Origin of the sequence: Pseudomonas sp. ES4, assembly GCF_050586665.1 — a bacterium.
Lineage (GTDB): Bacteria > Pseudomonadota > Gammaproteobacteria > Pseudomonadales > Pseudomonadaceae > Aquipseudomonas > Aquipseudomonas frederiksbergensis.
The window spans coordinates 108,545-132,937 of the sequence record NZ_JBOBDO010000006.1; the positions used below are offsets into that span (position 1 = coordinate 108,545).

Here is a 24,393-nt window from a genome sequence, read left to right on the forward strand (position 1 = left end):
ATGTCTTAAGTGAACAGTATTACGGACCGTCGCGAGGGCGCGCTCGACCGTTGGCAACGTTACGGCACTGGCCCGGTCAGTTTGCTCAGTACCTGGGAGCTGGCGCAGATCGAGCGTTTGCTGAGCGAACTCAAAAACGCGGTTTGAGCGCCTTCCACTCCGGCTTGTAACGCTGCATCTGTTTCACGTCATCACGCTGGCGAATGCCGCACGTCAGGTACTGGTCGTGCAGCTTGCCCAATTGATCGTGATCCAGCTCCAGGCCCAACCCCGGCGCGCGGGTGATCTTCACGCAACCATCGACGATGGGGATTTTGCCGCCCTTGATCACTTCTTCATCCGGTTCCTGCCACGGGTAATGCGTGTCGCAGGCGTAATCCAGATTGGGCACCGCGGCGGCGACATGCGCCATCGCCATCAGGCTGATGCCCAAGTGCGAGTTGGAATGCATCGATACGCCCAAGCCAAAGGTCTCGCACATTTTCGCCAGCGCCTGGGTGTCGCGCAGACCGCCCCAGTAGTGGTGGTCGGCGAGGACGATCTGCACGCTGTTCAACGCGACACTGCGGCGGAACTCATCGAAGTCGGTGACCACCATGTTGGTCGCCAGCGGCAGGCCGGTGCGCTTGTGCAGTTCGGACATGCCGTCGAGGCCCGGCGTTGGGTCTTCGTAATATTGCAGGTCATCGCCCAGCAGTTCGGCCATGCGAATCGAAGTTTCCAGCGACCAGTTGCCGTTCGGATCGATGCGCAACGGGTAACCGGGGAACGCCTTTTTCAGCGCCTTGATGCACGACACTTCGTGTTCCGGCGGCAACGTGCCGGCCTTGAGCTTGATGCTCTTGAAACCGTTGGCCTCGATCATGCGCCGCGCCTGGGCGACGATCTGTTCTTCGTTCAGCGCCTCGCCCCAACTGTCGGGTTTGTAGGGTGAGTCGACGTGCTGGGCGTACTTGAAGAACAGGTAGGCGCTGAACGGAATCTCGTCGCGAATCGCACCGCCCAGCAAATCCACCAACGGCACGTTCAACGAGTGCGCCTGCAAATCCAGGAACGCCACTTCGAACGCTGAATAGGCGTTGCTCACCGCTTTGCTGGCATGGGAGCCCGGCGCCAGTTCCGCACCGGCAATGCTCGCCGGTTTGTTCGCCGCCACGGTGGCCTGCACGATGCGGCGCAGGTGATTGAGGTTGAACGGATCGAGGCCGATCAACTGGTCTTGCAGTTGCTGCTGGATCAACAGCGCCGGGGCGTCGCCGTAGCTTTCACCGAGGCCAATGTAGCCGTTGTCACTTTCAATCTCGATGATCGAGCGCAGCGCAAAAGGTTCGTGGATGCCACTGGCGTTGAGCAGCGGCGGATCACGGAAGGCGATTGGGGTGACGGTGACTCGTTTGATTTTCAAGAGGCTGCTCCCTTTGAACCTGAACTCAAGGCTTGATGACGGATGGATTTTTCAGGCGTTGCGACGTCGCCACGCGGTGCGGTGCGAGCGAAAAAGATCACCACGGCCGCGACCAGTGACGTGGCCGCCAAACCGTAGAGGCCACCTTCGATGGAGCCGGTTTTCTGCTCCAGGAAACCGAACGCCGTCGGGGCGACGAAACCGCCGAGGTTGCCGATGGAGTTGATCAAGGCGATTACCGCCGCGGCGATGCGAGCGTCCAGATAGCCTTGCGGAATCGGCCAGAACAATGCCGAGGCGGCCTTGAAACCAATGGCGGCAAAACAGATGGCGACGAAGGCGAAGATCGGCCCGCCGGTGGTGGACATGAACATGCCGAACGCGGCGATCACCAAGGTCAAGGCTACCCAGGCTTGCTGGTGTTTCCATTTGCTGGCCATGGCGGCGAAGCCATACATCGCGATGATCGAAATGATCCACGGAATCGAGTTGAACAGGCCCACCTGGAAGTCACCGAGGTTGCCCATTTTCTTGATCATGCTCGGCAGCCAGAACGTGGCGCCGTAGATGGTCAGGGCGATGGAAAAGTAGATGAAGCAGAACAGCGCGATTTGCTTGTCGGCCAGCAGCTTGAACATCGATGGCTTGACGGTTTGTGTGGCTTCGCGGGCCTGTTGTTCCAAGGCGATGGCGTCAACGAGTGCGTCCTTTTCTTCGGCGCTCAGCCATTTCGCCTCGCGCGGATGGGATTGCAGCCAGAACCAGACAAATCCGCATAGTACGATCGAGGCAAAGCCTTCAATCAGGAACATCCACTGCCAGCCATGCAGGCTAAAACCGCTGACGTTCAACAGCGCGCCGGAGACGGGGCCGGAGATCACCGAGGCAATGGCCGAACCGCTGAGGAAAATCGCCATGGCCTTGCCACGTTCGGTCGACGGCAGCCATTGGGTGAAGTAATAAATGATGCCGGGAAAGAAGCCCGCCTCGGCGGCACCGAGGACAAAACGCAGGACATAGAAGCTGGTTTCGCCGCGCACAAAAGCCATCGCCATCGCCGCCGCGCCCCAGGTGAACATGATGCGCGTCAGCCAGGCGCGAGCGCCGTAACGCTGCAACAACAAGTTGGAGGGGACTTCGAAGATCGCGTAACCGATAAAGAACAACCCGGCGCCCAGGCCGTAGGCTGCCGCGCCAATGCCGAGGTCGGTTTCCAAGTGGCTGCGCACGAAGCCGATGTTGACCCGGTCGATGTAGTTGACGATGAACATCACCACGAACAGCGGCAGCACATGGCGCTTGACCTTGGCTGCGGCGCGGGCGAGCACATTCGGGTCCGGAGGACTCTGGAGGGTATTCAAGGGGCGACTCCCAATCATTGTTTTTTTAGGGACGAGCCGATCATGGACGCGCACATTGATCCCGTCTAATCTAACTTGGCATTCGATTGATACCTGGATTAGATCAATGTTCGAACTGACTCAACTGCGCTGTTTCACCACGGTGGCGACCGAACTGAATTTCCGCCGGGCCGCCGAACGGTTGAACATGACTCAACCGCCCCTCAGTCGACAGATTCAACTGCTGGAACATCACCTGGGTGTCGAGCTGTTCACCCGCACCACCCGCAGCGTCGCCCTGACCGCTGCCGGCCGCGCCTTCTTCATCGAAGCGCAGAACCTGCTGGAGCGCGCCCAGCAAGCCGCCGTCACCGCCCGCCGTTTTGCCGAGGGCGACATCGGCTCGGTCAACATCAGCTTCGTCGGCAGCGCGGTGTATGAATTCCTGCCCAAGGTCATCGCCGAAGCGCGGCTCAAACAGCCGCAGGTGAAAATCGACCTGACGGAGATGAACACCTACCAGCAGCATGAAGCCCTGCGTGCGCGGCGGATCGATCTGGGCATCGTTCGAGCGCCGTTACTGGAGCCGGGTTACGCCACCGAATGCCTGGTGCGTGAACCGTTTGTACTGGCGGTGCCGAGCAGTCATCGGCTGGCGAGTGCAGCAACCGTGTCGGTCAAAGACCTCGATGCGCAACCGTTCCTGATGTACTCCCACGCCGCCTACCCGCCGTTCAACGAACTGCTGACCGGCATGCTCCGCTCTGCCCGCGTCGCCCCGGAATACGTGCAATGGCTCGGTTCATCCTTGACCATCCTGGCCTTGGTCAATGCCGGCATGGGCCTGGCCCTGGTGCCTCGCTGCGCCACCAGCGTGGTGTTCAAGAACGTGGTGTTTCGCGACATCGATTTGGGCGAAGGTGTGCAGAGCGAGCTGCATTTGATCTGGCGCGAGAACAATGACAACCCCGCATTTGCGATGTTGCTGGAGGGCATTCGAAGGGCTGTGCGCGAGGGCTGGGGTGTTTGAGTTTGTCCGGTAGGAGGTGATGCTAAGCGCGAAAAAATCGGGTTCCGAAGCGAGGTAAATGAGGTCGAGGTTTTTGCGCTTGATGCAAGAGAATATCGAAAACTGAGGTGTTGAGTTTAGGCAGCGGAGACGATGGTCACTGCTGCCTCATTGGACTATTTCGTGCTCACCAGCTCCCATAACAGAATTCCAAACTTCTTGATGAGCGTCGCGATCATCCAAACTCCAGCAACGAAAAAGCCCGGCTAAACCGGGCTTTTTCGCGTCAACAGGCAGAGCTCTGCGCTTACTGAACGTTCTTCAGCTTGACCACATCACCAGAGATTTTAGTGGTGTAACCGGTCAGGACCCACGCCCAGAACCAGTTTTCCTGCACCTGAGTGTTGATCATCGCGTCACCGCCCTTGGCTTTGATCGCCGCGTTCTGAGCGCGAACAAAACGGTTGTTCTGCTGGATCGGGATCATGCCGAACAGCAGCAGGCCAGTGGCGCTCGCTTCGCTGTGGCCCAGGACGGTGTATTGGCTGCTTTCATAATGCTGGGTGTTCATCGGCGTGCCGGTGCAACCCGCCAGAACCAGACCGAACAGGGCAACAGCGACAACTTTACTGAGGTACTTCACTGAAAAACTCCATGAGATGTTTGCCCGGGATCCATCTCTCGGGCGGCGCACACTTTAACGGACGCGATGGCCAATTGGTATCTTCTACCGCCGCTATTCCGCAGTGGCTTTCGACCAAACTGCGTGAGTGAACAGTCGACCTCCGCTCCCGAAGCACGGGCAGCTCTCGGCCAAAAGCAGTTTCTGACAACGAACCCGGCTCTTGCGAAGTGGTCCAACCAACTGATGGCATCGCAACTGATCACAGGCCTTGGGGCCTGGTTCGTTCAAAAGCGAAGCTTTGCTATTCAGCGCGCTATCACCGTCCTCGCCAAGAGGGGCCCTGATGAATCTTCTAACCCGATGCAAAGGTGCATGCATTGCTCTAGTGCTAGGCCTGGTTGTGCTCCTGACCTTTGTGATCGGCTCCAGTGTTTTGCCGAGGATAGTGCCGGACATGGCCCTCGCGCCCTCTGCGCCCGTGCAACTCGACGGGATAAACGGACCTCTGTCAGCGGAACGCAGCAAAGCCATCATCGACCGACTCAAGTCCACCGGCGCCGAGACCAACATCTTCGATGTGCACCTCGCCATCGAAGAATCCATCTCCGGTAGCCCGCTGACGGAAGGCAACAAAGTCGACTTGCTGCAGGACGGTCCCAGCACCTACCAGTCGATGATCAAAGCCATTGAAGCGGCGCGTGACCACATCAACATGGAGACCTACATCCTCGAAGATGATGAAGTCGGTCAGCGTTTCGCCGCCGCACTGATCGCTCAACAAAACAAAGGCGTACAGGTCAATCTGATCCGTGACAGCGTCGGAACCCTTAGGACACCCGCAGCGTTTTTCACTCGATTGACCGAAGCGGGCATCAAGGTTCTGGAATACAACCCAATCAATCCGTTGACGGCCAAAGCAGGCTGGGACGTGAACCAGCGCGACCACCGAAAGCTGCTGATCGTGGACGGTCGTATTGCCTTTCTCGGCGGGATCAATATCAGCAGCGTTTATTCGGGGGGCTCACTCAGCGCGAGCTCGAAGACGCGTCCCAGTGGTGATTTGCCCTGGCGCGATACCGACTTGCGCGTCGAGGGGCCGGTGGTTGCAGAACTGCAGAAACTGTTCATCGCAACCTGGACTGCGCAGAAAGGTGAACCACTCGCGGCTCGCGACTACTTTCCACCACTGGAGCGCAAAGGCAGCGAAGTGATTCGCGCCATCGGCAGTTCGCCCGATGAGCCGTTCAGCCAGATCTATGCGACGTTGATTTCGGCGCTGCGTAGCGCGCAGACCGAGATATGGCTGACCAACGCCTACTTTGTGCCCGATCCGCAGTTGTTGGCGACACTCAAGGAGGCGGCAGCACGTGGCGTCGACGTCAAGCTGGTGCTGCCCGGCAGCACTGATTCCTGGCTGGTGTTCCATGCCGGACGCGCGAACTACACCGAGCTGCTGGAGGCCAATATCAAGCTTTACGAACGCCGTGACGCGCTACTCCACGTCAAGACAGCCGTCATCGATGGCGTGTGGTCGACTGTCGGCTCCACCAACCTCGACTGGCGCAGCTTCGTGCACAACGATGAAGTCAACGTCGTTGTGCTGGGCACCGAATTTGGAAAAAAGATGCAGGCGGCCTTCATGGCTGACCTGGCCAAGTCCAACGAAATCACGCTGGAAAAGTGGCAGCGCCGCTCGCTCGCCTTGAGAGCCAAGGAGCAGATGGGACGGCTCTGGGAATACTGGCTGTAAGTCGAGTCGCGCGGTGGCGAATGAGCAACGGAGCTCTGTGTGTTGCGCAATGGAATTGCCAGTAAAGGTGCAGTACCGTGTGGTTGTAACGCCACATTTCGCAATCCATTCAGGTTGAGAGGTGGAAACTCATGAACAACATCATCTACATCGTCGGGCTAGTTGTGGTAGTCGTGGTTATCCTGTCGTTTCTCGGGTTTGCATAGAACCGAAGACCGACTCGCATTGGCAAGGCTGTGCCCCGCATCGCGAGGCACAGCTTGGTCGCGCCTGGCCTTCTTTCGCTTGCCAAATGGCAGAAAGACCTAATCCAACACACTGCCTAAAACACACCCCTGTAGGAGCAAAGCTTGCTCGCGATAAACGATGACGCGGTAGCCCAGGCCTGACACCAAACCCAATCACCGGTCAGCAATGACAACCACGAAAGCTGTGGCGAGGGAGCTTGCTACCTCACCACAGCAGGCCGCCGTTACGCAGGCGGCTCAATTTTATCCAGCAATCGGTTTGCCGTGATTTCAGCCACCATGACGCTGTTGGAAATGCCCAACAGGGAATAGCGCGAACAACCCTCCAGGAGGTCCACCAACTCGTGGACCATCACATCGATCGAGGCCAGGGTTTCGACCAGAAAAACCGCCAGGGTTTCGGTCGTGGCCTCTGGGTCCACGGAAAACAGGGTGCTGCAGGTTCGCGGGGTGGCTTTGATGTCGGCAATCGACGGGAAGTGGAAGTTGAGGGCGCGCTCGGCGGCCTCGTTGAGTTTTTTTGAATCGGATTCGTACGGGGAGACCGGATCGGTGTCCGGCGGGTTGGGTGTGACCTTGAACATAGTGAAACTCCTAGAGAAATGGAGCTGCCACCATTCGCTGCGAAACGAAAAAAAGGTGGCAACTGTACGCGGGTTCGCAGACCAGGACTCTAGGAACCCGGCAGACCCTAAGGTCTCCCACGCACAGCCGCCATGACACTAATGACAGACCTAATGAAGCGTCTGCTCACGGACGGTAGACGTTGTGCGTCTAGAGTTTGCCCGGGCTGCGAAACCCGGTCACTGATGGGCAGTGACACGAATCAAGTTACCGAGCGGCCCCAAGGCACACAAGCCGGCGGATTCTGGCGCAGCCGCAGGCAACGGCGCAAGGTCTTGTGGCTTTCAGGAAGTAACCTTGAACGCGTTTAAACACGCATCCTGTGGCGATGTTTAAAAATCTGACACACGCTTGAAGTCAGTCCCGGCGATAAAAAACCAACCTGGTGAGTAAGGGTCCGCAGCGTCCTGCCGATAACGACAAAGCGTCGCGCTCGATTGCCGGCGTTTTATGGACCCAAAGCATTAGCAGGGACTTTGCATGCGCCACCTCAAACACCTTACTGCCCCTCTGAATCAGCAAAAGATTGCCGGCGTCACCTTCCATTTCGATCCGTCTGATCAGAACGAACTGGTGACCGTGCTGCAGCGTTTTTTTGCCGAGCCGGATCAACATGCATTGCTGGATATTCCCGAGGAAACCCGCAGTGTGTTCCTGCTCGAAGGCGAGCGTAAATGGGTGTTGAAACACAATCGCCTGATTCACTGGAAAAAGCAGCTGCAGAATTTCCTGGGCCTCAAGCGTGTGTTCGGGCTGCATGACCTGACCAACGAATTCATCAACCTGTCCGTTGTGTCCGCCAAGTCGGAGTCATCGCCCCGAGTGGCTGCATTCGGCTACGTCGGGCGTTTTCCTTTTCTCAAGGAAGAGTATTTGCTGGTCAGTTTTTTTGACAATCATTGCAGCGTCGATGATCGACTGATCAGCCACCCCGAACAGGCGCAAGCGCTGCTGTCGGACATTTTCCACCTGTTCGGGCAGACGCTGGTCGAAGGGTTTGTGCACATGGACCCGCACCCCAAGAACATCCTGATTGGCCCCGAGGGCAGGCTGCGCTTGATCGATTTCGAATGCTGCGCGCATTCGGTGCTGGAACACGACTTCAGCCTGGGTTTTCTGCTGGGTTACTTCTATCGCTTCTGGTTCAACAGGTTCATATCGGTTGAAGACTACAACGCGTGCTGCGAACGCTACCTCACGCATCAGCACCCAGCATTGAACCGCGACGTTTTCCAGGCGGTGTATGAACGTTTTCGCGACCGTGATGTTTCCCGCAGCACCCGTTACCGCATCCTCACGTGCCCCAAGGCCCAAGCTGCATTCCTGCACGAGTTGATGTAACCGGCAGCGGTGGGCTCAACCTTGTTTCAAATCGAGGCAGTAGGTGTAGTAACCCGTATCGCGCACATAGCCCAGGGATTCATACAACCGTTGCGCGCCGACATTGTCCGTGGCGGTTTCCAGCACCATGCCTTTTGCACCGGTCAACAATGCGAAGGCTCGCGCTGTGTTCATCAGCAACGTGCCTACGCCCTGCCCTCGGGCGGCAGGTGTTGTGAACAGGTCGCCAAGCAGCCAGGTGCGGTGCGCGTCGATGGAGGAGAACGTCGGGAACAACTGGACGAAACCCAACGCGTCACCGCCGGGGGCCTGGGCGAAGAAAATCGCCGATTCGTCCCGGGCAATGCGCTCGGCAATGAAGTCGCGAGACTGCGGCAGGTTCGACGGCTGGCCATAGAAGCCCCGATAGGCGTCGAACAGGCTGGCGATTTTATCGAGGTGGGTTGCGTCGGCGCGCAGGGCCTGGATGTCCATGTTGATCGTTTCCTTGCGGATTGAATTGATGAGCGGGAAAAGGGAAAGGTAGATTAAAAAATCGCAGCCTGCGCCAGCGCCTACAAGGGCGACGAGGTCTTGCTCGGCAGGTAACGCGCCACATAAGGGGCCAAAAGCGATCTGCCAGGAGGCTGACAACCCTGGGTTTCTGTTAACTCACTGGCAGGGCTTTTAACGCTTAGAACGCCTTGCTGGCGCTGGCAACCACAGTGGCGGAGCACAAATCACCATAGCCATACCAGCTCGTGCACTCGCTTTTCGACAGGTCGGTATCAATGTAGCTAAGGCCCCAGGTCACGCCCACGAAGTCACGGGTCAACTTGGCTTCCCACTCGGTGTAGGCATCACGGCTGTCGCCGCTGGCAGACCAGAACGCCGGGTCTTTGAAATCGTTGCGTCCCACGCGCAGGTCCAGGCCGATGTCGGCCGGCAACTCGATTTTGTAGCTGAGGTAGGTGTAAAGGGTGTCCTGGTCTTCGCCAAAAAAGTTAGGCGTATCGTTTGAGTAGTTGGCGCCGAGCTTCACGCCATAAACGTCAAGGATGGCGTAGACCTCGCTCATGTTGAATTGGCCTTCCTTTGGATAGTCGTACTTGATGTACCCCAGGTCGAGGCTGATGGCCTCGGTCGCCTGCCAGTAGTAGCCCGCGTAATACTCGAGCTCCTGGCGCGTCTTGAACTGGCCGCCGAAATCGACGTTCGAGGTCCAGGCGCCCACGTACAGGCCGCTGCTATGGACCAGCGTGGCGCCGGCCTGAACCGCCGGATCACCCAGGGTTTGCGAGATGCCACGGGTGCGGTAGTCGCTGAAGACTCCCAGGGTCATGTCCAGGTTGAAGTTATCGTTAAGTGTCAGTGCGTGGGTGGTCAGGGGTGCCAATGCAAGAATGGCAAGGGTCAATACTGAGCGTGCGTTCATACAAGTCTCTTATTGTTATGGAGGTGCGGGTAATTTCAGGCATGGCGATGCCGAGCCCCTCGTCATGCGAGGAGCCAGGCGTCTTTTGCGGGGTGCGGGTGAACGAAGGGTCAGGACGCGGGCGCGTACACCTCTTTGCCGGCGAAGAAGGTCTTCAGGACTTTGGTGTCGAACAGTTCGTCATCGCTGACCTTGAAGACATCGCGGTCGAGGATGATCAAGTCGGCCTGTTTGCCGGGCGTCAGCGAACCAATCTGCTGCTCAAGACGCAGGGCTTTGGCGGCATTGAGCGTGTAGGCATAGAACATGGTCTGGCGATCGATGCTTTCCTTGGCATTCAACACGCCCAGCGGCCCTTTGCGCGTGCTGGCCTGAGCGATGGCGTTCCATGGATTGGGGCTGGACACCGGCCAGTCGCTGCCACCGGCGATGACCGCACCGGCGTTATGCAGGGACTTGGCGGGATACTGATAACCGTAAGCAAATGCACTGATATAGGGTTTGACGAGCTCGACGGTGTACGTCTCGCCCGTGGCCCACAGCAATTGCATGGAAGCGATCACGCCAAGTTGCTTGAAGCGCGGAAACTCTTTCGGGTTGACCAGTTGCAGGTGGCTGATGCTATGGGCCACCGGTGTCGGATTGAGTTTGCGCGCATAGGCAAAACCATCGAGTGACTCACGCACCGCACGGTCGCCGACCGCATGCATGTGCACAATCCAGTCACGCTTCTCCGCTGCCACCACCAACTCACCGAAGTGCGCGGGGTCGATCAGCAGTTGACCGTTTTTATGACTGTTGTTGAAGGGCACGATGACCGCGGCGGTTTGCCCCGGAAACTCCAGAACGCCATCGGCGAATACCTTGATCCCGGGAAAACTCAGGTTAGGCACACCCTCGAATTTCTTCATCACCTTGGCCAGCACTTCCAGATCGGCCGGTCGGCTTTTCGGGTTGGCCAACAGCAGCGCGGCGACGTGGGCATTGAGTTCGCCCTTCTCCGCCAGTTCGCGATAAAGCGGCAGCACGCCGTAACTCTGCTCGGTTGCCTTGAAATCGAACAACGAATCGCCACTGCCGGCATTCGCCGCCGCGTCCATCCAGGCGGTGATGCCGTATTGATTGTTGACCTTCACCGCCTCGCGGGCGGCTTTCAACATGATCTCGCCGCTGGGCGCGGGGATCTGGCTGCGTACCTGGTCCCAGCGCGACTCGGCAAAATAACCATTGGGGGTGAAATCCGCTTCGTGGCCCACATAGGCGCGATCCTGTTCCGACAGGCCTTTAACCAGCGCCGCGTCGATCTTCAAGCGCTTGAGCATGGCGTTGTTGGCCCAGCCGGTGTGCCCGTCGATCCCGCTGAGGACCACCGGTTGATCGGCCCAGCGCCCCTGATTGAAGCGCTGGCCCAGCTCCCGGCTCTTGTCCCAATACGCCGAACTGGCCCCGGCGATGCTGATCACGTCACCGGCCCGCGCGATGCCTGCCTGATCCTGTTCAATGATCCACTGTTCAAGCTCGGGCAGCGGTTTGACTTCATCCAGCAGGTTGGCGCCCATGCTGTCGAAGGCCCCGACCACCGGGTGACTGTGGGTATCAATCATTCCCGGCATGAGCACCTTGCCCGCCAGATCGATCCGTTGCGTGCGGGTATCGGCCAGGGCGTTGATTTCGGCATTACTGCCCACTTTGAGAATCTTGCCGTCTTGCACGGCCACTGCCTGGACCAGTCCCTGACCGGGCTCGGCGGTGAAGACCTTGCCGTTGAACAACACAAGGTCAGCGGCGGCCATGGCTTGCACCGAAGAAAAAGCCAGGGCTGCAGCCAACAGGTTTGGAATAAATCGCTGCATCGGAACACTCTCTTGTTTTTATTGGATTGGGGAGGCGGATGTTTTGGAAGTGGCCCGAACGGACGGTCGCAAGCCCCTGATATGCAGGGCATACCCTATAGAGCGCGGCGGTCGGATGGACCTCCACAAATGAGGAGGGGTAAGGCAAATACCGTCAGCTAAGCAGCAACACAGTCCTTGTAGCAGCTGCCGAAGGCTGCGTCCGGCTGCGCAGCAGTCGTAAACCCTGAGTGCGCGGTGAGTCTGGTGCACCGCATAGTCTGACTTCACGACTGCTGCGCAGCCGGACGCAGCCTTCGGCAGCTGCTACAAGGTCTGCGTTATGGCTGAAGGCGCTGCGCTTAATTACGACGTGCAGTTTCCGTAGGCGAAGTCGATGAGCGCAGGACAGAACCCAGCTCCACTTTGCTCTTCACGCCGAGCTGCACGTAGCAGTTGCGCAGATAGGTGCGCACTGTGGCCGGACTCAGTGCAAGCATTTTGGCAATTTCCTTATAGGAATGGCCGGCGGCGAACAGCATCGCCGCCGTGCGCTCGCGAGGTGCCAGCACCGCACCGCGCGACTGTGTTTCGAGAGACAGGATGACGTGCTCGGCGTTGGGGCTAAGCGTCATTGCAGTACGCCCCAGGCGAATCACGCAGGGCGCTTTTTCCAGGTGTGCGATGACATCAACGGGAAGCATTGAACCACTCCACCCAGGCAATTCGCGCTGAATGGCGGCGCACAGGCTTGCGCCCACATACAGCAGACTGCCATCCATCCGGGCGACCCCGAAGTCACTCGCCCCGTTGCCCGTGTCACAGCGAATCATGTCCTGCACCTGAAAGCGCCACAGCTGCAACAGATGGTCGCAGAACGCCGAAAACAATCCGTCCTCGCTGGCGTTGAAAGCCTGCGCATGAAGGCCACGGTAGAGACAAACGAAGAACATCAAGCCGCTTTCCGGGAGCTCGAACGTGATGCTCATCAGGTAATAGAGATCGTGACGGCGTGCGAAGTCATTCACCTGCTCGCAGGGATCGTTGAACCCACTGTCGCGTAACACTTCCCCGGGCTGACTTAAGGTCTCCTGGGAAAATCGGTCGTTGATCGCTACTTTGTGCCATTCGACGGCAAACGATTCAGGCAGATTGATCCGCCCGTGCATCCAGCTTTGAGGCGTACTGGCGTCTGATGTCGACATCTCGCCCCACCATGCCGAAGCGAAGGGCACCAGTTGACCGAAGGCCTGCAAGCCGTCGGCGATAAATTGGGAGGCGCCGCGATCTCGAGCAAGCCGACCCAGGTGCAACACGCAACGATTGAACGCCTTTAGCGTGGCCAGCGACGTGTTGGCGCCGACCTCATCACCCTCCTCCATTGTTTTTATCCTGTTTACTACATGGCGTATTTTTCGACGATGCCATAGCCGCGGTCATGGCGTCCAGCGAGCGCTCGCGACGCCGGCTGTCAGCAAGAATGACTCAAATGCGCTAATTCCATTAAACCGGCCCAAGAGCCGGCACAACACCATCTAACCTGAATAGAGCACGACCCCAAACAAGCCTCTAGCCTCTTGATAAAGGGGGAGACCGGATGACCGGAACAACAGCGCGCCGATGCTCGTCATGGGGCCTGCTCTCCCTGCTCGCCATCAGCCTCACGCTGACAGCAGGATGTTCAGGCAAAACGGCGACAACTCGCTATGCGGCCTCAAGCCTGGGCGACAGCTGCTATGCAAAAGCGCTTCCCACTGTCGGCGAGGGCGGCCTGGCGTGGGGCTCCACCTTGAACATGGCTCGCAAAAAATCCCTGAATAATTGCATACGCTATGCCGGACGATCCGGTGGCACGCCCGACACCTGCAAAGTGGTATTGGCCGAGTGCAAAAATTAAGAGAGCGGCGGTGACGCGGGCCGTTCGGTTCGCGGTCAACCGCGTGACCGAACGCCAGTCGGTCATTTGAACTACCCCGGTACCGAGGATTTTGGCACACCGACACTGCCCGCCTTACCGGCGACTGCAAGTGCCACGCAACACGCCAATAACGAGAAGGCGGCGAATGCGCCCATCACATGTAGATAAGGCAACACGTGATTCCAGGCCCGAGCCACCCCCAGGAAAGCGGCGAATAGCCAACCGCTCATGGAAAGCGCACCCAACAAGGCGAGCCGCGTGCGGCCTGCACTGCGCAGTGCGACGAATGGAGCCTTTTGCAGCAACGGGAAGCCGACTCGATGCAGTAATGCACCGTTGAGGCTGAGCAGCGCGACGACAGTTACCTTGGCCCAGAGTTTCTGATTGAGCAGATACGCGTCGCCTTCATTGAGATAACCCTCAAGCACCAGCAACAATCCGCTTGCCCAAAGGGCAAGCAGTGCGAGGCTGACAATCCTCTGAGTTTCATCAAGGTACTCAAGCCTGGCCTGGTCAAGTATTTCCTTGCGCCAACTCCAAAGCTTGTGATCCGCCTGCAACACCCTCCCCAGGGCAATACACGTAGCGAGCAGATGACCGTATACGAGAAGCATTTTGAGCATTGCCTGGACCTTATTATTGTTTTGGCGCTGCGTTCCCTGCTTCGCTGAATTGAAAACGAATGATACAAATTTGCAATTGCATTTTCAAGATGAGCAATCCGTCACAGGCTGATACCGACCGCGAGACAACTGTCGCGACAGGCAGCAAAAGGCCCGGTGCGCGCGAGCGCTCGACGCTCGACGCTCGATTTGAAAGCCTGCGACTAAAAGTTGAAATTTTGCGAACTAAACGAAGTAATGATTGAAAACGTTATAACCCGTTGCGACCCAAGAGCACGGGTTATCAACCGTTCGTCTGTAAACCCCCTGGTAGAAAACCTGCGAAAACTTCGTGATCTAGTCTGACTGCACGTTCGGCAGGAGATTACGCATGTCATTGGCTGAAGAACGAAAACCTCAGCGCCGCAAAGAAACCCGGCTGTTTCTCTTTCTTGTCATCTGCCTCTTCCCGCTGCTGTCAGTCGCTATCGTCGGCGGCTACGGTTTTATCGTCTGGTTTTTCCAGATGCTGTACGGCCCCCCAGGACCACCCAACTAACTAATAGCCTTTTCTGAAAGCCTATTGGAGCCAGCGCATGGACGAAGCTTTGCATATTGCCAGTCTTGTAGTACTTGCCAGGCCTGAATTGTTCGATGCCGTCAAAGCCAACCTGCGCCTGTTGGACGGCCTGGAACTGCATCAGGAAAGTGCGGCGGGAAAACTGGTGGTGGTCCTTGAGGCCGTACACGAAAGCCAGATCCTTCAACGCATCGAACAGATCAACAACTTGCCGGGCGTACTCAACGCGGCGTTGATCTATCACGAACTCCTCGAACCCGAAGGAGACATCGAATGAGCATGTCGCGCCGAACATTCGTCAAGGCCCAGGCCGCCGCCATTGCAGCCGCTGCCGCTGGCCTGCCGATTATTACCGACGCCAGTAATCTGGTCACAGAAGCAGACATGGTCACCCTGGACTGGAACAAGGCGCCCTGCCGTTTCTGCGGCACCGGATGCAGCGTGATGGTCGCGACCAAGGACAACCGGGTGGTCGCCACCCACGGAGACGTCAAGGCCGAGGTCAACCGCGGACTGAACTGCGTAAAGGGCTATTTCCTTTCGAAGATCATGTATGGCGTCGATCGCCTGACCCAACCGCTTTTGCGCATGACTAACGGCCAGTACGACAAGCAAGGCGAATTCCAGCCGATCAGTTGGGAGAAGGCCTTCGACATCATGGAGCTGAAATTCAAGGAAGCCTTGAAGAGCAAAGGTCCCGGGTCGGTCGGCATGTTCGGCTCCGGGCAATGGACCGTGTGGGAAGGCTATGCCGCCAACAAGCTGATGAAGGCTGGCTTTCGCAGCAACAACATCGACCCCAACGCTCGCCATTGCATGGCCTCGGCGGTGATGGGTTTTATGCGCACCTTTGGCATGGATGAGCCGATGGGGTGCTACGACGACATCGAAGCCACCGATGCCTTCGTGCTCTGGGGCTCGAACATGGCCGAGATGCACCCGGTGCTCTGGAGCCGGGTCACCGACCGCCGTTTGAGCCAGCCTCACGTGAAAGTGGCCGTGCTGTCGACCTTCGAACATCGCAGTTTCGAGCTGGCCGACATCCCCATGGTGTTCAAGCCGCAAACCGACCTGATGATCCTGAACTACATCGCCAACCACATCATTGAAAACGGCGCGGTGAACCAGGACTTCATTACCAAGCACACCCGATTTGCCCAAGGTGCCGACGACATCGGGTACGGCCTGCGCCCTGATGATCCACGGGAAATGAAGGCGAAAAATGCCGCCAAGGCCAACACCTGGACGGATATTTCCTTCGACCAATACGCAGCCTTCGTCAAACCTTACACACTGGAGCGAACCGCCAAGGAGACAGGCGTTCCGACTGAAAGGCTCAAGGCGCTGGCCGAGTTGTATGCCGATCCCAAGCGCAAGGTCGTGTCGTTCTGGACCATGGGTTTCAACCAGCACACTCGCGGCGTCTGGGCCAACAACCTGATCTACAACATCCATTTGCTCACCGGCAAAATCAGCGAGCCGGGCAACAGCCCCTTCTCGTTGACCGGCCAGCCGTCGGCCTGTGGTACGGCGCGCGAAGTCGGGACTTTCTCCCACCGTTTGCCCGCCGATCTGGTGGTGACCAACCCCAAGCACCGCGCCATCGCCGAAAAAATCTGGAAGCTGCCCGCCGGTACCATTCAGGAGAAACCTGGGTTTCACGCGGTGGAACAGAGCCGCATGCTCAAGGACGGCGTGCTCAACGTTTACTGGACCCAGGCCAGCAACAACATGCACGCCGGGCCGAACATCATGCAGGAAGTCCTGCCGGGCTGGCGCAACCCGGATAATTTCGTGATTGTCTCGGATGTCTACCCCACCGTGTCCGCGCAAGCCGCCGACCTGATCCTGCCCAGCGCCATGTGGGTAGAAAAGGAAGGTGCCTTTGGCAACGCCGAGCGGCGTACGCAGTTCTGGCATCAATTGGTGACCGCACCGGGGGACGCCAAGTCGGACCTGTGGCAGTTGCTGGAGTTTTCCAAGCGCTTCACCACCGATGAAACCTGGCCCGCCGAGTTACTCGCCAAGTCTCCTGATCTCAAGGGCAAAACCCTGTTTGAAGTGCTTTACAAGAATGGCCAGGTTGACCAGTTTCCGGTCGAGCAAATGGAAGCCGGATACAAAAATGATGAGGCCAAAGCGTTTGGCTTCTACCTGCAAAAAGGATTGTTCGAGGAGTACGCCCAGTTCGGTCGCGGCCACGGGCATGACCTTGCCACGTTCGACCGCTATCACAGCGAACGAGGCCTGCGCTGGCCGGTGGTGGATGGCAAGGAAACCCGCTGGCGTTACCGCGAAGGGCTCGACCCCTATGTGGAGAAAGGCAGCGAGGTGCAGTTCTACGGTTACCCGGACAAGAAGGCGATTATCTTCGCCCTCCCCTACGAGCCGCCAGCCGAAGCCCCGGATGCCGATTATCCATTCTGGCTGAGCACCGGACGCGTCCTCGAACACTGGCACACCGGCACCATGACCCAGCGCGTCGAGGAACTGTACAAAGCGGTGCCGGACGCATTGGTCTACATGCACCCCGAAGATGCCAAGGCCTTGAAGGCGCGGCGTGGCAGTGAAGTGAAGTTGATCAGCCGACGCGGTGAAATCCGTGCACGCATAGAAACCCGTGGGCGCAACAAACCGCCTCAAGGACTGGTGTTCGTGCCGTTTTTCGATGCCAACAAGCTGATCAACAAAGTCACGCTCGATGCCACCGATCCGATCTCCAAGCAGACCGACTACAAAAAATGCGCGATACGAATCGAGTTGATCAGCGTGGCCTGAGGAGAACCGTCATGCCTTTGCGAACCCTGCCGTTGCTCCTGCTCGCTGCGATTGGCGTGGTGATGGCTGCAGAAGTCAATTACCCCCTCGATGCCTCGGGGCCAGATGGACGCCGACCCGGTGGCACCTTGACCCAGAGTATGCCGGCCCCGCCCATTGCCAATGAAGAAAACAAGGACCTGAAACGCGAACGCAATTACCCGGACCAGCCACCCACCATCCCCCACACCATCCTCGGTTATCAGATCGACAAGAACGGCAACAAGTGCCTGTCCTGTCACAGCCGGGCCAACAGCGCGCGAACCCAGGCAACGATGATCAGCATCACCCACTACATGGACCGCGACGGCCAGGCGCTGGCGGCGGTGTCACCGCGCCGGTACTTCTGCAACCAATGCCACGTGCCGCAAACAGAAGTACTGCCCCTGGTGGGCAACAGTTTCGAGACGATCGACAAAATACTGCAAGACGAAGCCAACGCCACGCAGAAACCCTGAGGAGGCAACATGAGAAAACTGTTCGCCCTGCTCAAGGATTACTGGGGCATTCTGCGTCGTCCGAGCCTCTACTACAGCCTGGGTTTTCTGACGTTGGGGGGCTTTATCGCCGGGATCATTTTTTGGGGTGGCTTCAACACCGCTCTGGAGCTGAGCAATACCGAGAAATTCTGCATCTCCTGTCATGAAATGCGGGACAACGTGTTCGTCGAACTGAAGGACACCATTCATTACACGAACCGCTCCGGCGTGCGCGCCAGTTGCCCGGATTGCCACGTGCCCCACGAATGGACCCACAAGATCGCGCGCAAGATGCAGGCTTCAAAGGAGGTGTGGGGCAAGATTTTCGGCACCATCGATACGCGCGACAAATTTCTCATGCTGCGTCGCGAACTGGCCGAACATGAATGGGCACGGCTCAAGGCCAATGACTCGCGTGAATGCCGCAACTGCCACAACTTCGAGTTCATGGACTTTACCCGCCAGAGCAAGCGCGCTTCCTCCATGCACTCAACTTCACTGGCCAACGGTGAAGCCACGTGCATCGACTGCCACAAGGGCATCGCTCACAAGCTGCCCGATATGAGCGGGGTGAAAGGCTGGTAAGGATTTTTCGATCAGCCCGAACTTATCCTGGCCTTTTATCCAACCCACAACGCTGGTCACCGACATGCCCACCCCCGAATCCACCCTCCTCGACAGCTGGCACCACAACGCCCAATCCTGGATCGACGCCATCCGCACTGGTGCCATCGAAAGCCGCCTCAAAGTCACCGACCAGGCCATCCTGCTGGCGGTGCTGAGTCGCCAGCCCGAGCGTGTGCTTGACCTGGGCTGCGGCGAGGGCTGGTTGTTGCGCGCGCTGGCTGAACGGGGCATCGAGGCGGTCGGTGTGGATGGCGATGCGACGCTGGTCGAGGCGGCGCGGGCGGCGGGCTCTTCGTCGGTGCATCTGGCGAGCTATGAAGAATTGGTGGAGGCGAAGGTGGACATTGGCCGCGACTACGACCTGATCTGCGCCAACTTCGCCCTGCTGCACCAGGACATCATCCCGCTGCTCACCGCCATGAACGCCCTGCTCGCCCCTGGCGGCGCGCTGGTGATCCAGACGTTGCATCCATGGACCGCGGCAGCGGGCGACTATCAGGATGGCTGGCGGGAAGAGACCTTCGCCGGGTTCAAGGGCCAATGGGAACCCATGCCGTGGTACTTGCGCACCTTGTCCAGTTGGTTCAATGCGCTGGACATGGCCGGTTTTCGGCTGGCCGCCCTGCAAGAGCCGCAGCACCCGCAAAGTCCTGCGCCGCAGTCATTGCTGCTGGTGGCCGAACCGCAGAGGTAAGTGCAATCGATCAACTCGGGCTTTTCAGTCATTCCCTTCCCGCAACAACTGCCTGACCTCAGCCTGTATGGCATAAGCCGGCGCCTCCACAGCATTGAAATCCTGTGTATACCGCTGGGCAAATCCTTCTACCCCCCATTCCTGATATTGCTGCACATGCTTTAGTTCGTGCGCCCAGAGCGCAATGTCCTGCTCGGCGGTTTGAGCGTCCCGGAAAAGGATGATGTCGATCAGCGTCACGGCACCGACATCGGGGTTTTGCAGCATGGCCGTGGCGGCGTTGAATTGGCCGTTGTCGCTCACTTTGTAGCGCGCAGCGTCGAGGACGCTGGGGTCGTACCAGCGCAGCAGTTGCTCGCGGATGTGCGGTGGAATGGATTGGATGCCGGCGCTGGCGGCGTCCGCGCGGGCTTGGGTCAGCCACATCGCCAAAGCAGGCGCCGCGATCTGGTGGATATCATCAGCCAGGGGACCAAGCAGCGGTCCCACGTCTGGCAGGCAGATGCAGCCGTCCAGGCACACTTGTGTCTCGCCAGCCGGGCAGGCGCTGGTCTGGGCTGGTACTTCAAGCGTCAGGCAAAGAACAAACAGCGCCACCAGGCGCGTGATGATGGACGGCATTGGTCGCTCCAAGGACGGACGCAGCGCGAACAGTGGGCCCCGATTGATCGACGATTCGCATGGCTTTAGCGTAGCCCCGAACCAGGCGCCCCAGCGTTAATCCACGACGAACAACTTGGCACCGGTGGTGCTGAAAGATCGATGCCCCTCAGTATTGCTGCCCACCTGATAGCTCATCCCGGCGGTGAGCGTGAACTGACGACCATCCTCCAGCTCCGTGTGCAACTCGCCTTCCAGGCACAACAGGATATGACCTCTCCAGCACCAGTGATCGGCCAGATACCCGGCGCTGTACTCAACCATCCGCACACGGGTTGAACCAAACTGACAGGTTCGCCAATAGGCGGTACCGGTCTGTCCAGCATGCTGTACAGGTTCGACGGTCGACCAATCGGTCGTACCAAAGGGAACAGCCGTTAGATCCATCGTTGCCTCGTCATTGAAGGAGTGTCTGCGGACCGTACTCACCCAGTCCTGCTTCCGATAGACACAGATGCCACGCGTTTATGAGATACAGACTCGAACACCTGCGAAGAACCCCAAAAAAGCCCCGCACTTCAACCGAAGGCGGGGCTTTTGATCTGGCTGGCGTCACTTCACATCGGTTACATCGCGGTAAGGAAAATCTGCTCGATCTCGTCCTGGTTGGCAGGACGCGGATTAGTGAAGCCGCAGGCATCCTTCATGGCATTGGTGGCCAGGATCGGGATGTCGTCGGCTTTGGCGCCCAGTTCGGCGAGGCCGCTCGGAATACCGACATCCAAAGACAGTTTACGGATGGCGGTGATGGCCGCGGCGGCGCCTTTTTCCGCATTCAGCTGCTGGGTGTCGACCCCCATTGCATGGGCGATGTCTTTAAACCGGGCCGGACATACGCTGGCGTTGAAGCTGGCGACATGGGGCAGCAGGATCGCATTACAGACGCCGTGAGGCAGGTCGTAGAAACCACCCAATTGGTGCGCCATGGCGTGGACATAACCCAACGAAGCATTGTTGAAGGCCATGCCAGCGAGAAATTGCGCGTAGGCCATATTTTCCCGGGCAGTCATGTCGTCACCCTGGGCAACGGCAGTGCGCAGGTTGGCTGAGATCAACTCCACGGCCTTGAGCGCACAGGCATCGGTGATCGGCGTTGCCGCAGTCGACACGTAGGCTTCGATAGCGTGGGTCAGCGCGTCCATGCCGGTGGCGGCGGTCAGGCCTTTAGGCATGCCTGCCATCAGCGAAGGATCGTTGACCGACAACAGTGGCGTGACGTTACGGTCGACGATGGCCATTTTCACGTGCCGGACTTCGTCGGTAATGATGCAGAAACGGGTCATTTCACTCGCCGTGCCGGCGGTGGTATTGATCGCGATCAACGGCATCTGTGGCTTGGCGGATTGATCCACGCCTTCGTAATCACTGATGTGCCCGCCGTTGGTGGCGCACAGGGCAATGCCCTTGGCGCAGTCATGGGGAGAACCGCCGCCCAGGGAAATAATGAAATCACAGTCGCTGCGACCCAGCAGCTCAAGACCTTTCTCGACATTGCTGACCGTCGGATTCGGCTTGGCGCCATCAAACAAAGTGGAATCGATGTCCTGCTGCGCCAGAAGGCTGGCTACCTTGGCGGCCACGCCGGCTTTGGCCAGGCCTGCATCAGTGACGATCAAGGCTTTGCGAAAACCATATTTACGGATGGCGAGCATCGCTTCGTCGAGACTGCCAATGCCCATCATGTTCACGGATGGAATGAAGAAGGTGCTGCTCATGGTAATTCCTCTTTTATTCTGGAAACCCGGAAATCAGGTGAGGTCTTGTACTCAAATCGCAGGCTGTGAGGCGGGTCTGAATATCGTCATCAACGAGTTCACCGGGAGACGTGCTGCATCAAGTGTTCAGGCGAACAGCTTTTAAAACGCAGAGGTGGATGGGCCATCGCAGCCAGTAACTTTTGCTCTTGGAATCGAGCCTAAACCTATGACGCCAGACAGGAATGGTCCTTTAGCGTTCATTGGTACCTCCTTTAGTACCGGGAGGTCATGCGTCCCTACAAGTCCGGCTCTTGGCTTTACGAGACTGGGTAGGTGATTGGGTCGCACGCATATGGATCAATCTACAGTCAGAAATCGGCCAAATACTGACATTTGAAATGACCAGCTATCGACCAAAATGAGGCGTTCAAATCATCTACTAGACTGGGGCGATTCAGGCGGCATAAAGGTGAACCACAGTCACGGAGTTGCTAGTTCGTGAAATGCTGAAGGTGATCCACCAAAGCAGCGTTTCGATACTGTCGCCATATTGGCGCGCGCCAGTCCAATATGACGAGTCGCCTGGACGACGGCCCCGGCCAAGCTACCCGAGCAATCAAATGCTTATTCGCCCGCGTGGTCGTTGCCACCGTGCGCGGCGATGAACATGGCGACGGCCGACCGGCAATAGGATTCGACTTCATTGTCGTCCTCTGCTTTCGCCTCATCGAAGCGGGCGATCATCAGGAGATCGGCCCCTTTGAAAAGCGCGGCAAACAAGCGGGCGGACTGGAGAGGATCGGGCACGTTCAGAACCGCCTTCGCGTGCAACTGACGCAACAGGGCCTCGATTTGGGCGATGACATAGGCGGGGCCGGCTTCGTAATGGAGCTTGCCTAACGACTTTTGATTCGTCTTGTCGACCATGATCATGGCTTCGACACTGCGCACGTCCGGGCTCAACAACGTGCGAAGCAGGAATATTCCCACCGCCATGAGCTGATCTGCCGCCGAACCGTCGACGCCTTCAATAAGGGCCTGTGGTGCAAACTGCTGGCAGTGGGCCGCGATAGCCGCGCTGAACAGCGCCTCCTTGTTCTCGAAGTGCCGATAGATGCTTAGCTTGGATATCTTCGCCCGCTGGGCGACCTTGTCCATGGTCGTCGCTTGAAAACCCAACTCCACAAAAAGTTCGCACGCGGCGTCGACTATCGTTTGGCCAAGCGCCTCGTTGGCGGGCCGGCCGCGCCGGCCCTGGTTGTTTTCGGTCATAAAAATTCCAGTACTTGACAGTATTCTAATTCCTGAATTAGGGTACTTCAAAGTATCTTAAACGTGCAAGCCAATCTCCCTTCATCCCCAATACGGAGCCCATCACCATGAATGACGTCATCATCATCGGCGGCAGCTTTGCCGGTCTTGCTGCAGCCCTGCAGCTCGGGCGTGCCCGCCGAAAGGTCACCGTTCTCGATACCGGCCTGCCGCGCAATCGCTTCGCCGACCACTCGCATGGCCTGCTCGGCCACGACCACAAGCCACCGCTGGAGATCCTGGCCGAGGCGCGGCAGCAGTTGGCGCGCTATCCCACGGTCAGGCTCGTCACTGCGCGGGCCGAGAGTATCTCCGGCGCCATCGACGATTTCTCCGTCCTCACTGGCGATGGCGAAAGCCTCAAGGCGCGCCGCCTGATCCTGAGCTATGGCGTCGCCGACCAGATGCCTGAAGTTCCCGGCTTTGCCGAAGGCTGGGGCACCTCCATCGTTCCCTGCCCCTATTGCGACGGCTTTGAAGTTGCCGGCCGGCATTGGGGCCTCGTCTGGTCCGGCCCGCCGTCGCACAACTACGTCAGGCTATACCACGACTGGACCGACACATTGACGGTCTTCGCCAATGGTCACGACATTCCACCCGACATCCGGGCCGATCTGGCGCGCCGCGGCATCCCTGTCGTCGATGGCAGGATCACCGAAATCGACCATGACGAGAGCCATAACACCACCGTCAAGCTAGACGCCGGCCCCCCTGTCGCGGTCGACATTCTGTTCGCGCATCCGCGCAACAAGCCGTCCGCAAGCCTGCATGAATCGCTGGGCCTCGCCACGGTCGATACGCCCCTGGGCATCGCCCTCAAGGTCGACGAGCGCCGCGAAACCAGCATGCCCGGCGTCTACGCCGCCGGCGACCTCGCCAATCTCCTCATGCCCTCGGTCACCACGGCATCATGGCAAGGCGCGACGGCGGGTATCTCCGCCCAGCAGTCGATGCTGGTTTGAGAGCACAGATTCCCTTCTTCGGTTGTCGCAGGCTTCTGAAGGTTGCTTCGAAGCAGCATCGATCACGCCAGTTTCAATTTCACAATAGACGGGAGCGCCACCATGACCGACCTAAAGCCGCTAGACCATAAATTCAAACCGCTAGACGATAAATTCCCGCTTCAGCGCCAACTCGGCATCGCGGCCACGCCAGTCGTGCTCATCAACCTCTTCACGCTCGATTACGCCGACGAAGCGGGGTTTCTGGACGCTTTCAAGGCGGCTGCCGAGATCATAACGAAGCAACCGGGCTTCATTTCCATGTAACTGCATCGAGCGATCGGCGATAGCCCGACACGCCGGCCTCACCCATCCCGAGTTCGTCGCGGAGCTTTCGGCCTATCCTTCATCCGTCGTAGGCAGCCCGCACCTGTTCCAGAAGGTCGCCGTCCCCGGCTTTTGCACGGCCTAGTTAAGAG

25 protein-coding genes and 1 pseudogene are annotated in these 24,393 nt (G+C 58.4%); 13 read left to right on the top strand and 13 right to left on the bottom strand.

Features of this window, described 5'->3' with window-relative positions:
• Window positions 1-24 precede the first annotated feature (24 nt).
• A pseudogene (locus tag ACQ4OB_RS09460) lies at window positions 25-147 on the top strand (DUF7693 family protein); the annotation flags it as partial.
• Here ACQ4OB_RS09460 and ACQ4OB_RS09465 read toward each other — a convergent pair.
• Both ACQ4OB_RS09465 and ACQ4OB_RS09470 read right to left on the bottom strand, forming a co-directional pair.
• Window positions 131-1,405, bottom strand: coding sequence for a glucarate dehydratase family protein (locus tag ACQ4OB_RS09465; protein WP_074878071.1), 1,275 nt, complete (start codon window positions 1,403-1,405; stop codon window positions 131-133). The pseudogene ACQ4OB_RS09460 and the gene ACQ4OB_RS09465 sit on opposite strands and share 17 nt — an antisense overlap.
• Window positions 1,402-2,766 (bottom strand): MFS transporter, encoded by a 1,365-nt coding sequence (locus ACQ4OB_RS09470; protein ID WP_074878073.1) that lies wholly within the window; start codon window positions 2,764-2,766, stop codon window positions 1,402-1,404. Before ACQ4OB_RS09470 ends, ACQ4OB_RS09465 begins: the two co-directional genes overlap by 4 nt.
• Window positions 2,767-2,872: 106 nt before the next feature.
• On the opposite strand from ACQ4OB_RS09470, the gene ACQ4OB_RS09475 reads away from it, so the two are divergent.
• Window positions 2,873-3,775, top strand: a complete 903-nt coding sequence (locus ACQ4OB_RS09475; RefSeq protein WP_074878075.1) for a LysR substrate-binding domain-containing protein — start codon at window positions 2,873-2,875, stop codon at window positions 3,773-3,775.
• A 286-nt stretch (window positions 3,776-4,061) separates the two neighbouring features.
• Here ACQ4OB_RS09475 and ACQ4OB_RS09480 read toward each other — a convergent pair whose 3' ends face one another.
• Window positions 4,062-4,397, bottom strand: a complete 336-nt coding sequence (locus ACQ4OB_RS09480; protein WP_102615994.1) for a hypothetical protein — start codon at window positions 4,395-4,397, stop codon at window positions 4,062-4,064.
• 436 nt (window positions 4,398-4,833) lie between these two features.
• Here ACQ4OB_RS09480 and cls point away from each other — a divergent pair, with 436 nt between their 5' ends.
• Window positions 4,834-6,129 (top strand): cardiolipin synthase, encoded by a 1,296-nt coding sequence (gene cls / locus ACQ4OB_RS09485; RefSeq protein ID WP_430955583.1) that lies wholly within the window; start codon window positions 4,834-4,836, stop codon window positions 6,127-6,129.
• A 472-nt stretch (window positions 6,130-6,601) separates the two neighbouring features.
• Here cls and ACQ4OB_RS09490 read toward each other — a convergent pair whose 3' ends face one another.
• Window positions 6,602-6,961, bottom strand: a complete 360-nt coding sequence (locus ACQ4OB_RS09490; protein WP_074878081.1) for a DUF6124 family protein — start codon at window positions 6,959-6,961, stop codon at window positions 6,602-6,604.
• Between the two features lie 520 nt (window positions 6,962-7,481).
• Between ACQ4OB_RS09490 and ACQ4OB_RS09495 the strand changes: the two genes are divergently transcribed.
• Entirely contained in the window at window positions 7,482-8,342 is an 861-nt protein-coding gene (locus tag ACQ4OB_RS09495; RefSeq protein ID WP_430955584.1) for a phosphotransferase, read from the top strand.
• Between the two features lie 15 nt (window positions 8,343-8,357).
• Here the strand turns inward: ACQ4OB_RS09495 and ACQ4OB_RS09500 are convergent, their stop codons facing one another.
• The 4 genes from ACQ4OB_RS09500 to ACQ4OB_RS09515 form a co-directional block, all read right to left on the bottom strand.
• On the bottom strand, window positions 8,358-8,816 hold the full coding sequence (locus ACQ4OB_RS09500; protein ID WP_074878085.1) for a GNAT family N-acetyltransferase: 459 nt from the start codon (window positions 8,814-8,816) through the stop codon (window positions 8,358-8,360).
• Between the two features lie 199 nt (window positions 8,817-9,015).
• Window positions 9,016-9,756: a TorF family putative porin gene (locus ACQ4OB_RS09505; protein WP_430955585.1), complete on the bottom strand. Its 741-nt coding sequence runs from the start codon at window positions 9,754-9,756 to the stop codon at window positions 9,016-9,018.
• Between the two features lie 110 nt (window positions 9,757-9,866).
• Window positions 9,867-11,609 carry an amidohydrolase gene (locus tag ACQ4OB_RS09510; protein WP_102615990.1) on the bottom strand — a complete coding sequence of 581 codons (1,743 nt, stop codon included), beginning with the start codon at window positions 11,607-11,609 and terminating at the stop codon, window positions 9,867-9,869.
• Window positions 11,610-11,950: 341 nt separating this feature from the next.
• On the bottom strand, window positions 11,951-12,970 hold the full coding sequence (locus ACQ4OB_RS09515) for a helix-turn-helix transcriptional regulator (RefSeq protein ID WP_074878091.1): 1,020 nt from the start codon (window positions 12,968-12,970) through the stop codon (window positions 11,951-11,953).
• 215 nt (window positions 12,971-13,185) lie between these two features.
• Between ACQ4OB_RS09515 and ACQ4OB_RS09520 the strand changes: the two genes are divergently transcribed.
• Window positions 13,186-13,485 carry a hypothetical protein gene (locus ACQ4OB_RS09520; RefSeq protein ID WP_430955586.1) on the top strand — a complete coding sequence of 100 codons (300 nt, stop codon included), beginning with the start codon at window positions 13,186-13,188 and terminating at the stop codon, window positions 13,483-13,485.
• 71 nt (window positions 13,486-13,556) lie between these two features.
• Here the strand turns inward: ACQ4OB_RS09520 and ACQ4OB_RS09525 are convergent, their stop codons facing one another.
• Complete coding sequence (locus tag ACQ4OB_RS09525) at window positions 13,557-14,129, bottom strand: DUF2214 family protein (RefSeq protein ID WP_102615988.1); 573 nt, start codon at window positions 14,127-14,129, stop codon at window positions 13,557-13,559.
• A 370-nt stretch (window positions 14,130-14,499) separates the two neighbouring features.
• Between ACQ4OB_RS09525 and napE the strand changes: the two genes are divergently transcribed.
• The 6 genes from napE to ACQ4OB_RS09555 all read left to right on the top strand — a co-directional run bounded on the left by napE (window position 14,500) and on the right by ACQ4OB_RS09555 (window position 19,305).
• Window positions 14,500-14,667 carry a periplasmic nitrate reductase, NapE protein gene (napE, locus tag ACQ4OB_RS09530; protein WP_008154754.1) on the top strand — a complete coding sequence of 56 codons (168 nt, stop codon included), beginning with the start codon at window positions 14,500-14,502 and terminating at the stop codon, window positions 14,665-14,667.
• 37 nt (window positions 14,668-14,704) lie between these two features.
• Complete coding sequence (locus tag ACQ4OB_RS09535) at window positions 14,705-14,965, top strand: chaperone NapD (RefSeq protein ID WP_033059994.1); 261 nt, start codon at window positions 14,705-14,707, stop codon at window positions 14,963-14,965.
• On the top strand, window positions 14,962-17,466 hold the full coding sequence (gene napA, locus ACQ4OB_RS09540; protein ID WP_074878096.1) for a nitrate reductase catalytic subunit NapA: 2,505 nt from the start codon (window positions 14,962-14,964) through the stop codon (window positions 17,464-17,466). The genes ACQ4OB_RS09535 and napA overlap by 4 nt, the downstream gene beginning before the upstream one ends.
• An 11-nt stretch (window positions 17,467-17,477) precedes the next feature.
• Window positions 17,478-17,963 (top strand): nitrate reductase cytochrome c-type subunit, encoded by a 486-nt coding sequence (locus tag ACQ4OB_RS09545; RefSeq protein WP_074878098.1) that lies wholly within the window; start codon window positions 17,478-17,480, stop codon window positions 17,961-17,963.
• Window positions 17,964-17,972: 9 nt separating this feature from the next.
• Entirely contained in the window at window positions 17,973-18,569 is a 597-nt protein-coding gene (locus ACQ4OB_RS09550; RefSeq protein ID WP_102615985.1) for a cytochrome c3 family protein, read from the top strand.
• Between the two features lie 64 nt (window positions 18,570-18,633).
• On the top strand, window positions 18,634-19,305 hold the full coding sequence (locus tag ACQ4OB_RS09555; RefSeq protein WP_430955587.1) for a class I SAM-dependent methyltransferase: 672 nt from the start codon (window positions 18,634-18,636) through the stop codon (window positions 19,303-19,305).
• A gap of 24 nt (window positions 19,306-19,329) precedes the next feature.
• On the opposite strand, the gene ACQ4OB_RS09560 is transcribed toward ACQ4OB_RS09555, so the two are convergent.
• The 4 genes from ACQ4OB_RS09560 to ACQ4OB_RS09575 all read right to left on the bottom strand — a co-directional run bounded on the left by ACQ4OB_RS09560 (window position 19,330) and on the right by ACQ4OB_RS09575 (window position 22,934).
• Window positions 19,330-19,926 (bottom strand): eCIS core domain-containing protein, encoded by a 597-nt coding sequence (locus ACQ4OB_RS09560; RefSeq protein ID WP_430955588.1) that lies wholly within the window; start codon window positions 19,924-19,926, stop codon window positions 19,330-19,332.
• A gap of 96 nt (window positions 19,927-20,022) precedes the next feature.
• Window positions 20,023-20,352, bottom strand: coding sequence for a DHCW motif cupin fold protein (locus ACQ4OB_RS09565; RefSeq protein WP_102615982.1), 330 nt, complete (start codon window positions 20,350-20,352; stop codon window positions 20,023-20,025).
• A gap of 179 nt (window positions 20,353-20,531) precedes the next feature.
• Window positions 20,532-21,680 carry an L-threonine dehydrogenase gene (gene yiaY / locus ACQ4OB_RS09570; RefSeq protein ID WP_074878110.1) on the bottom strand — a complete coding sequence of 383 codons (1,149 nt, stop codon included), beginning with the start codon at window positions 21,678-21,680 and terminating at the stop codon, window positions 20,532-20,534.
• A gap of 606 nt (window positions 21,681-22,286) precedes the next feature.
• Window positions 22,287-22,934 (bottom strand): TetR/AcrR family transcriptional regulator, encoded by a 648-nt coding sequence (locus tag ACQ4OB_RS09575; RefSeq protein ID WP_430955589.1) that lies wholly within the window; start codon window positions 22,932-22,934, stop codon window positions 22,287-22,289.
• Window positions 22,935-23,041: 107 nt separating this feature from the next.
• Here ACQ4OB_RS09575 and ACQ4OB_RS09580 point away from each other — a divergent pair, with 107 nt between their 5' ends.
• Both ACQ4OB_RS09580 and ACQ4OB_RS09585 read left to right on the top strand, forming a co-directional pair.
• A complete protein-coding gene (locus ACQ4OB_RS09580; protein ID WP_074878114.1) occupies window positions 23,042-23,935 on the top strand; it encodes an NAD(P)/FAD-dependent oxidoreductase in 894 nt (297 codons plus the stop codon).
• 102 nt (window positions 23,936-24,037) lie between these two features.
• The gene (locus ACQ4OB_RS09585) at window positions 24,038-24,241 is read left to right on the top strand and encodes an antibiotic biosynthesis monooxygenase family protein (protein ID WP_430955590.1); all 204 of its coding nucleotides are present in this window, start codon (window positions 24,038-24,040) and stop codon (window positions 24,239-24,241) included.
• The last annotated feature ends 152 nt before the right edge of the window (window positions 24,242-24,393 follow it).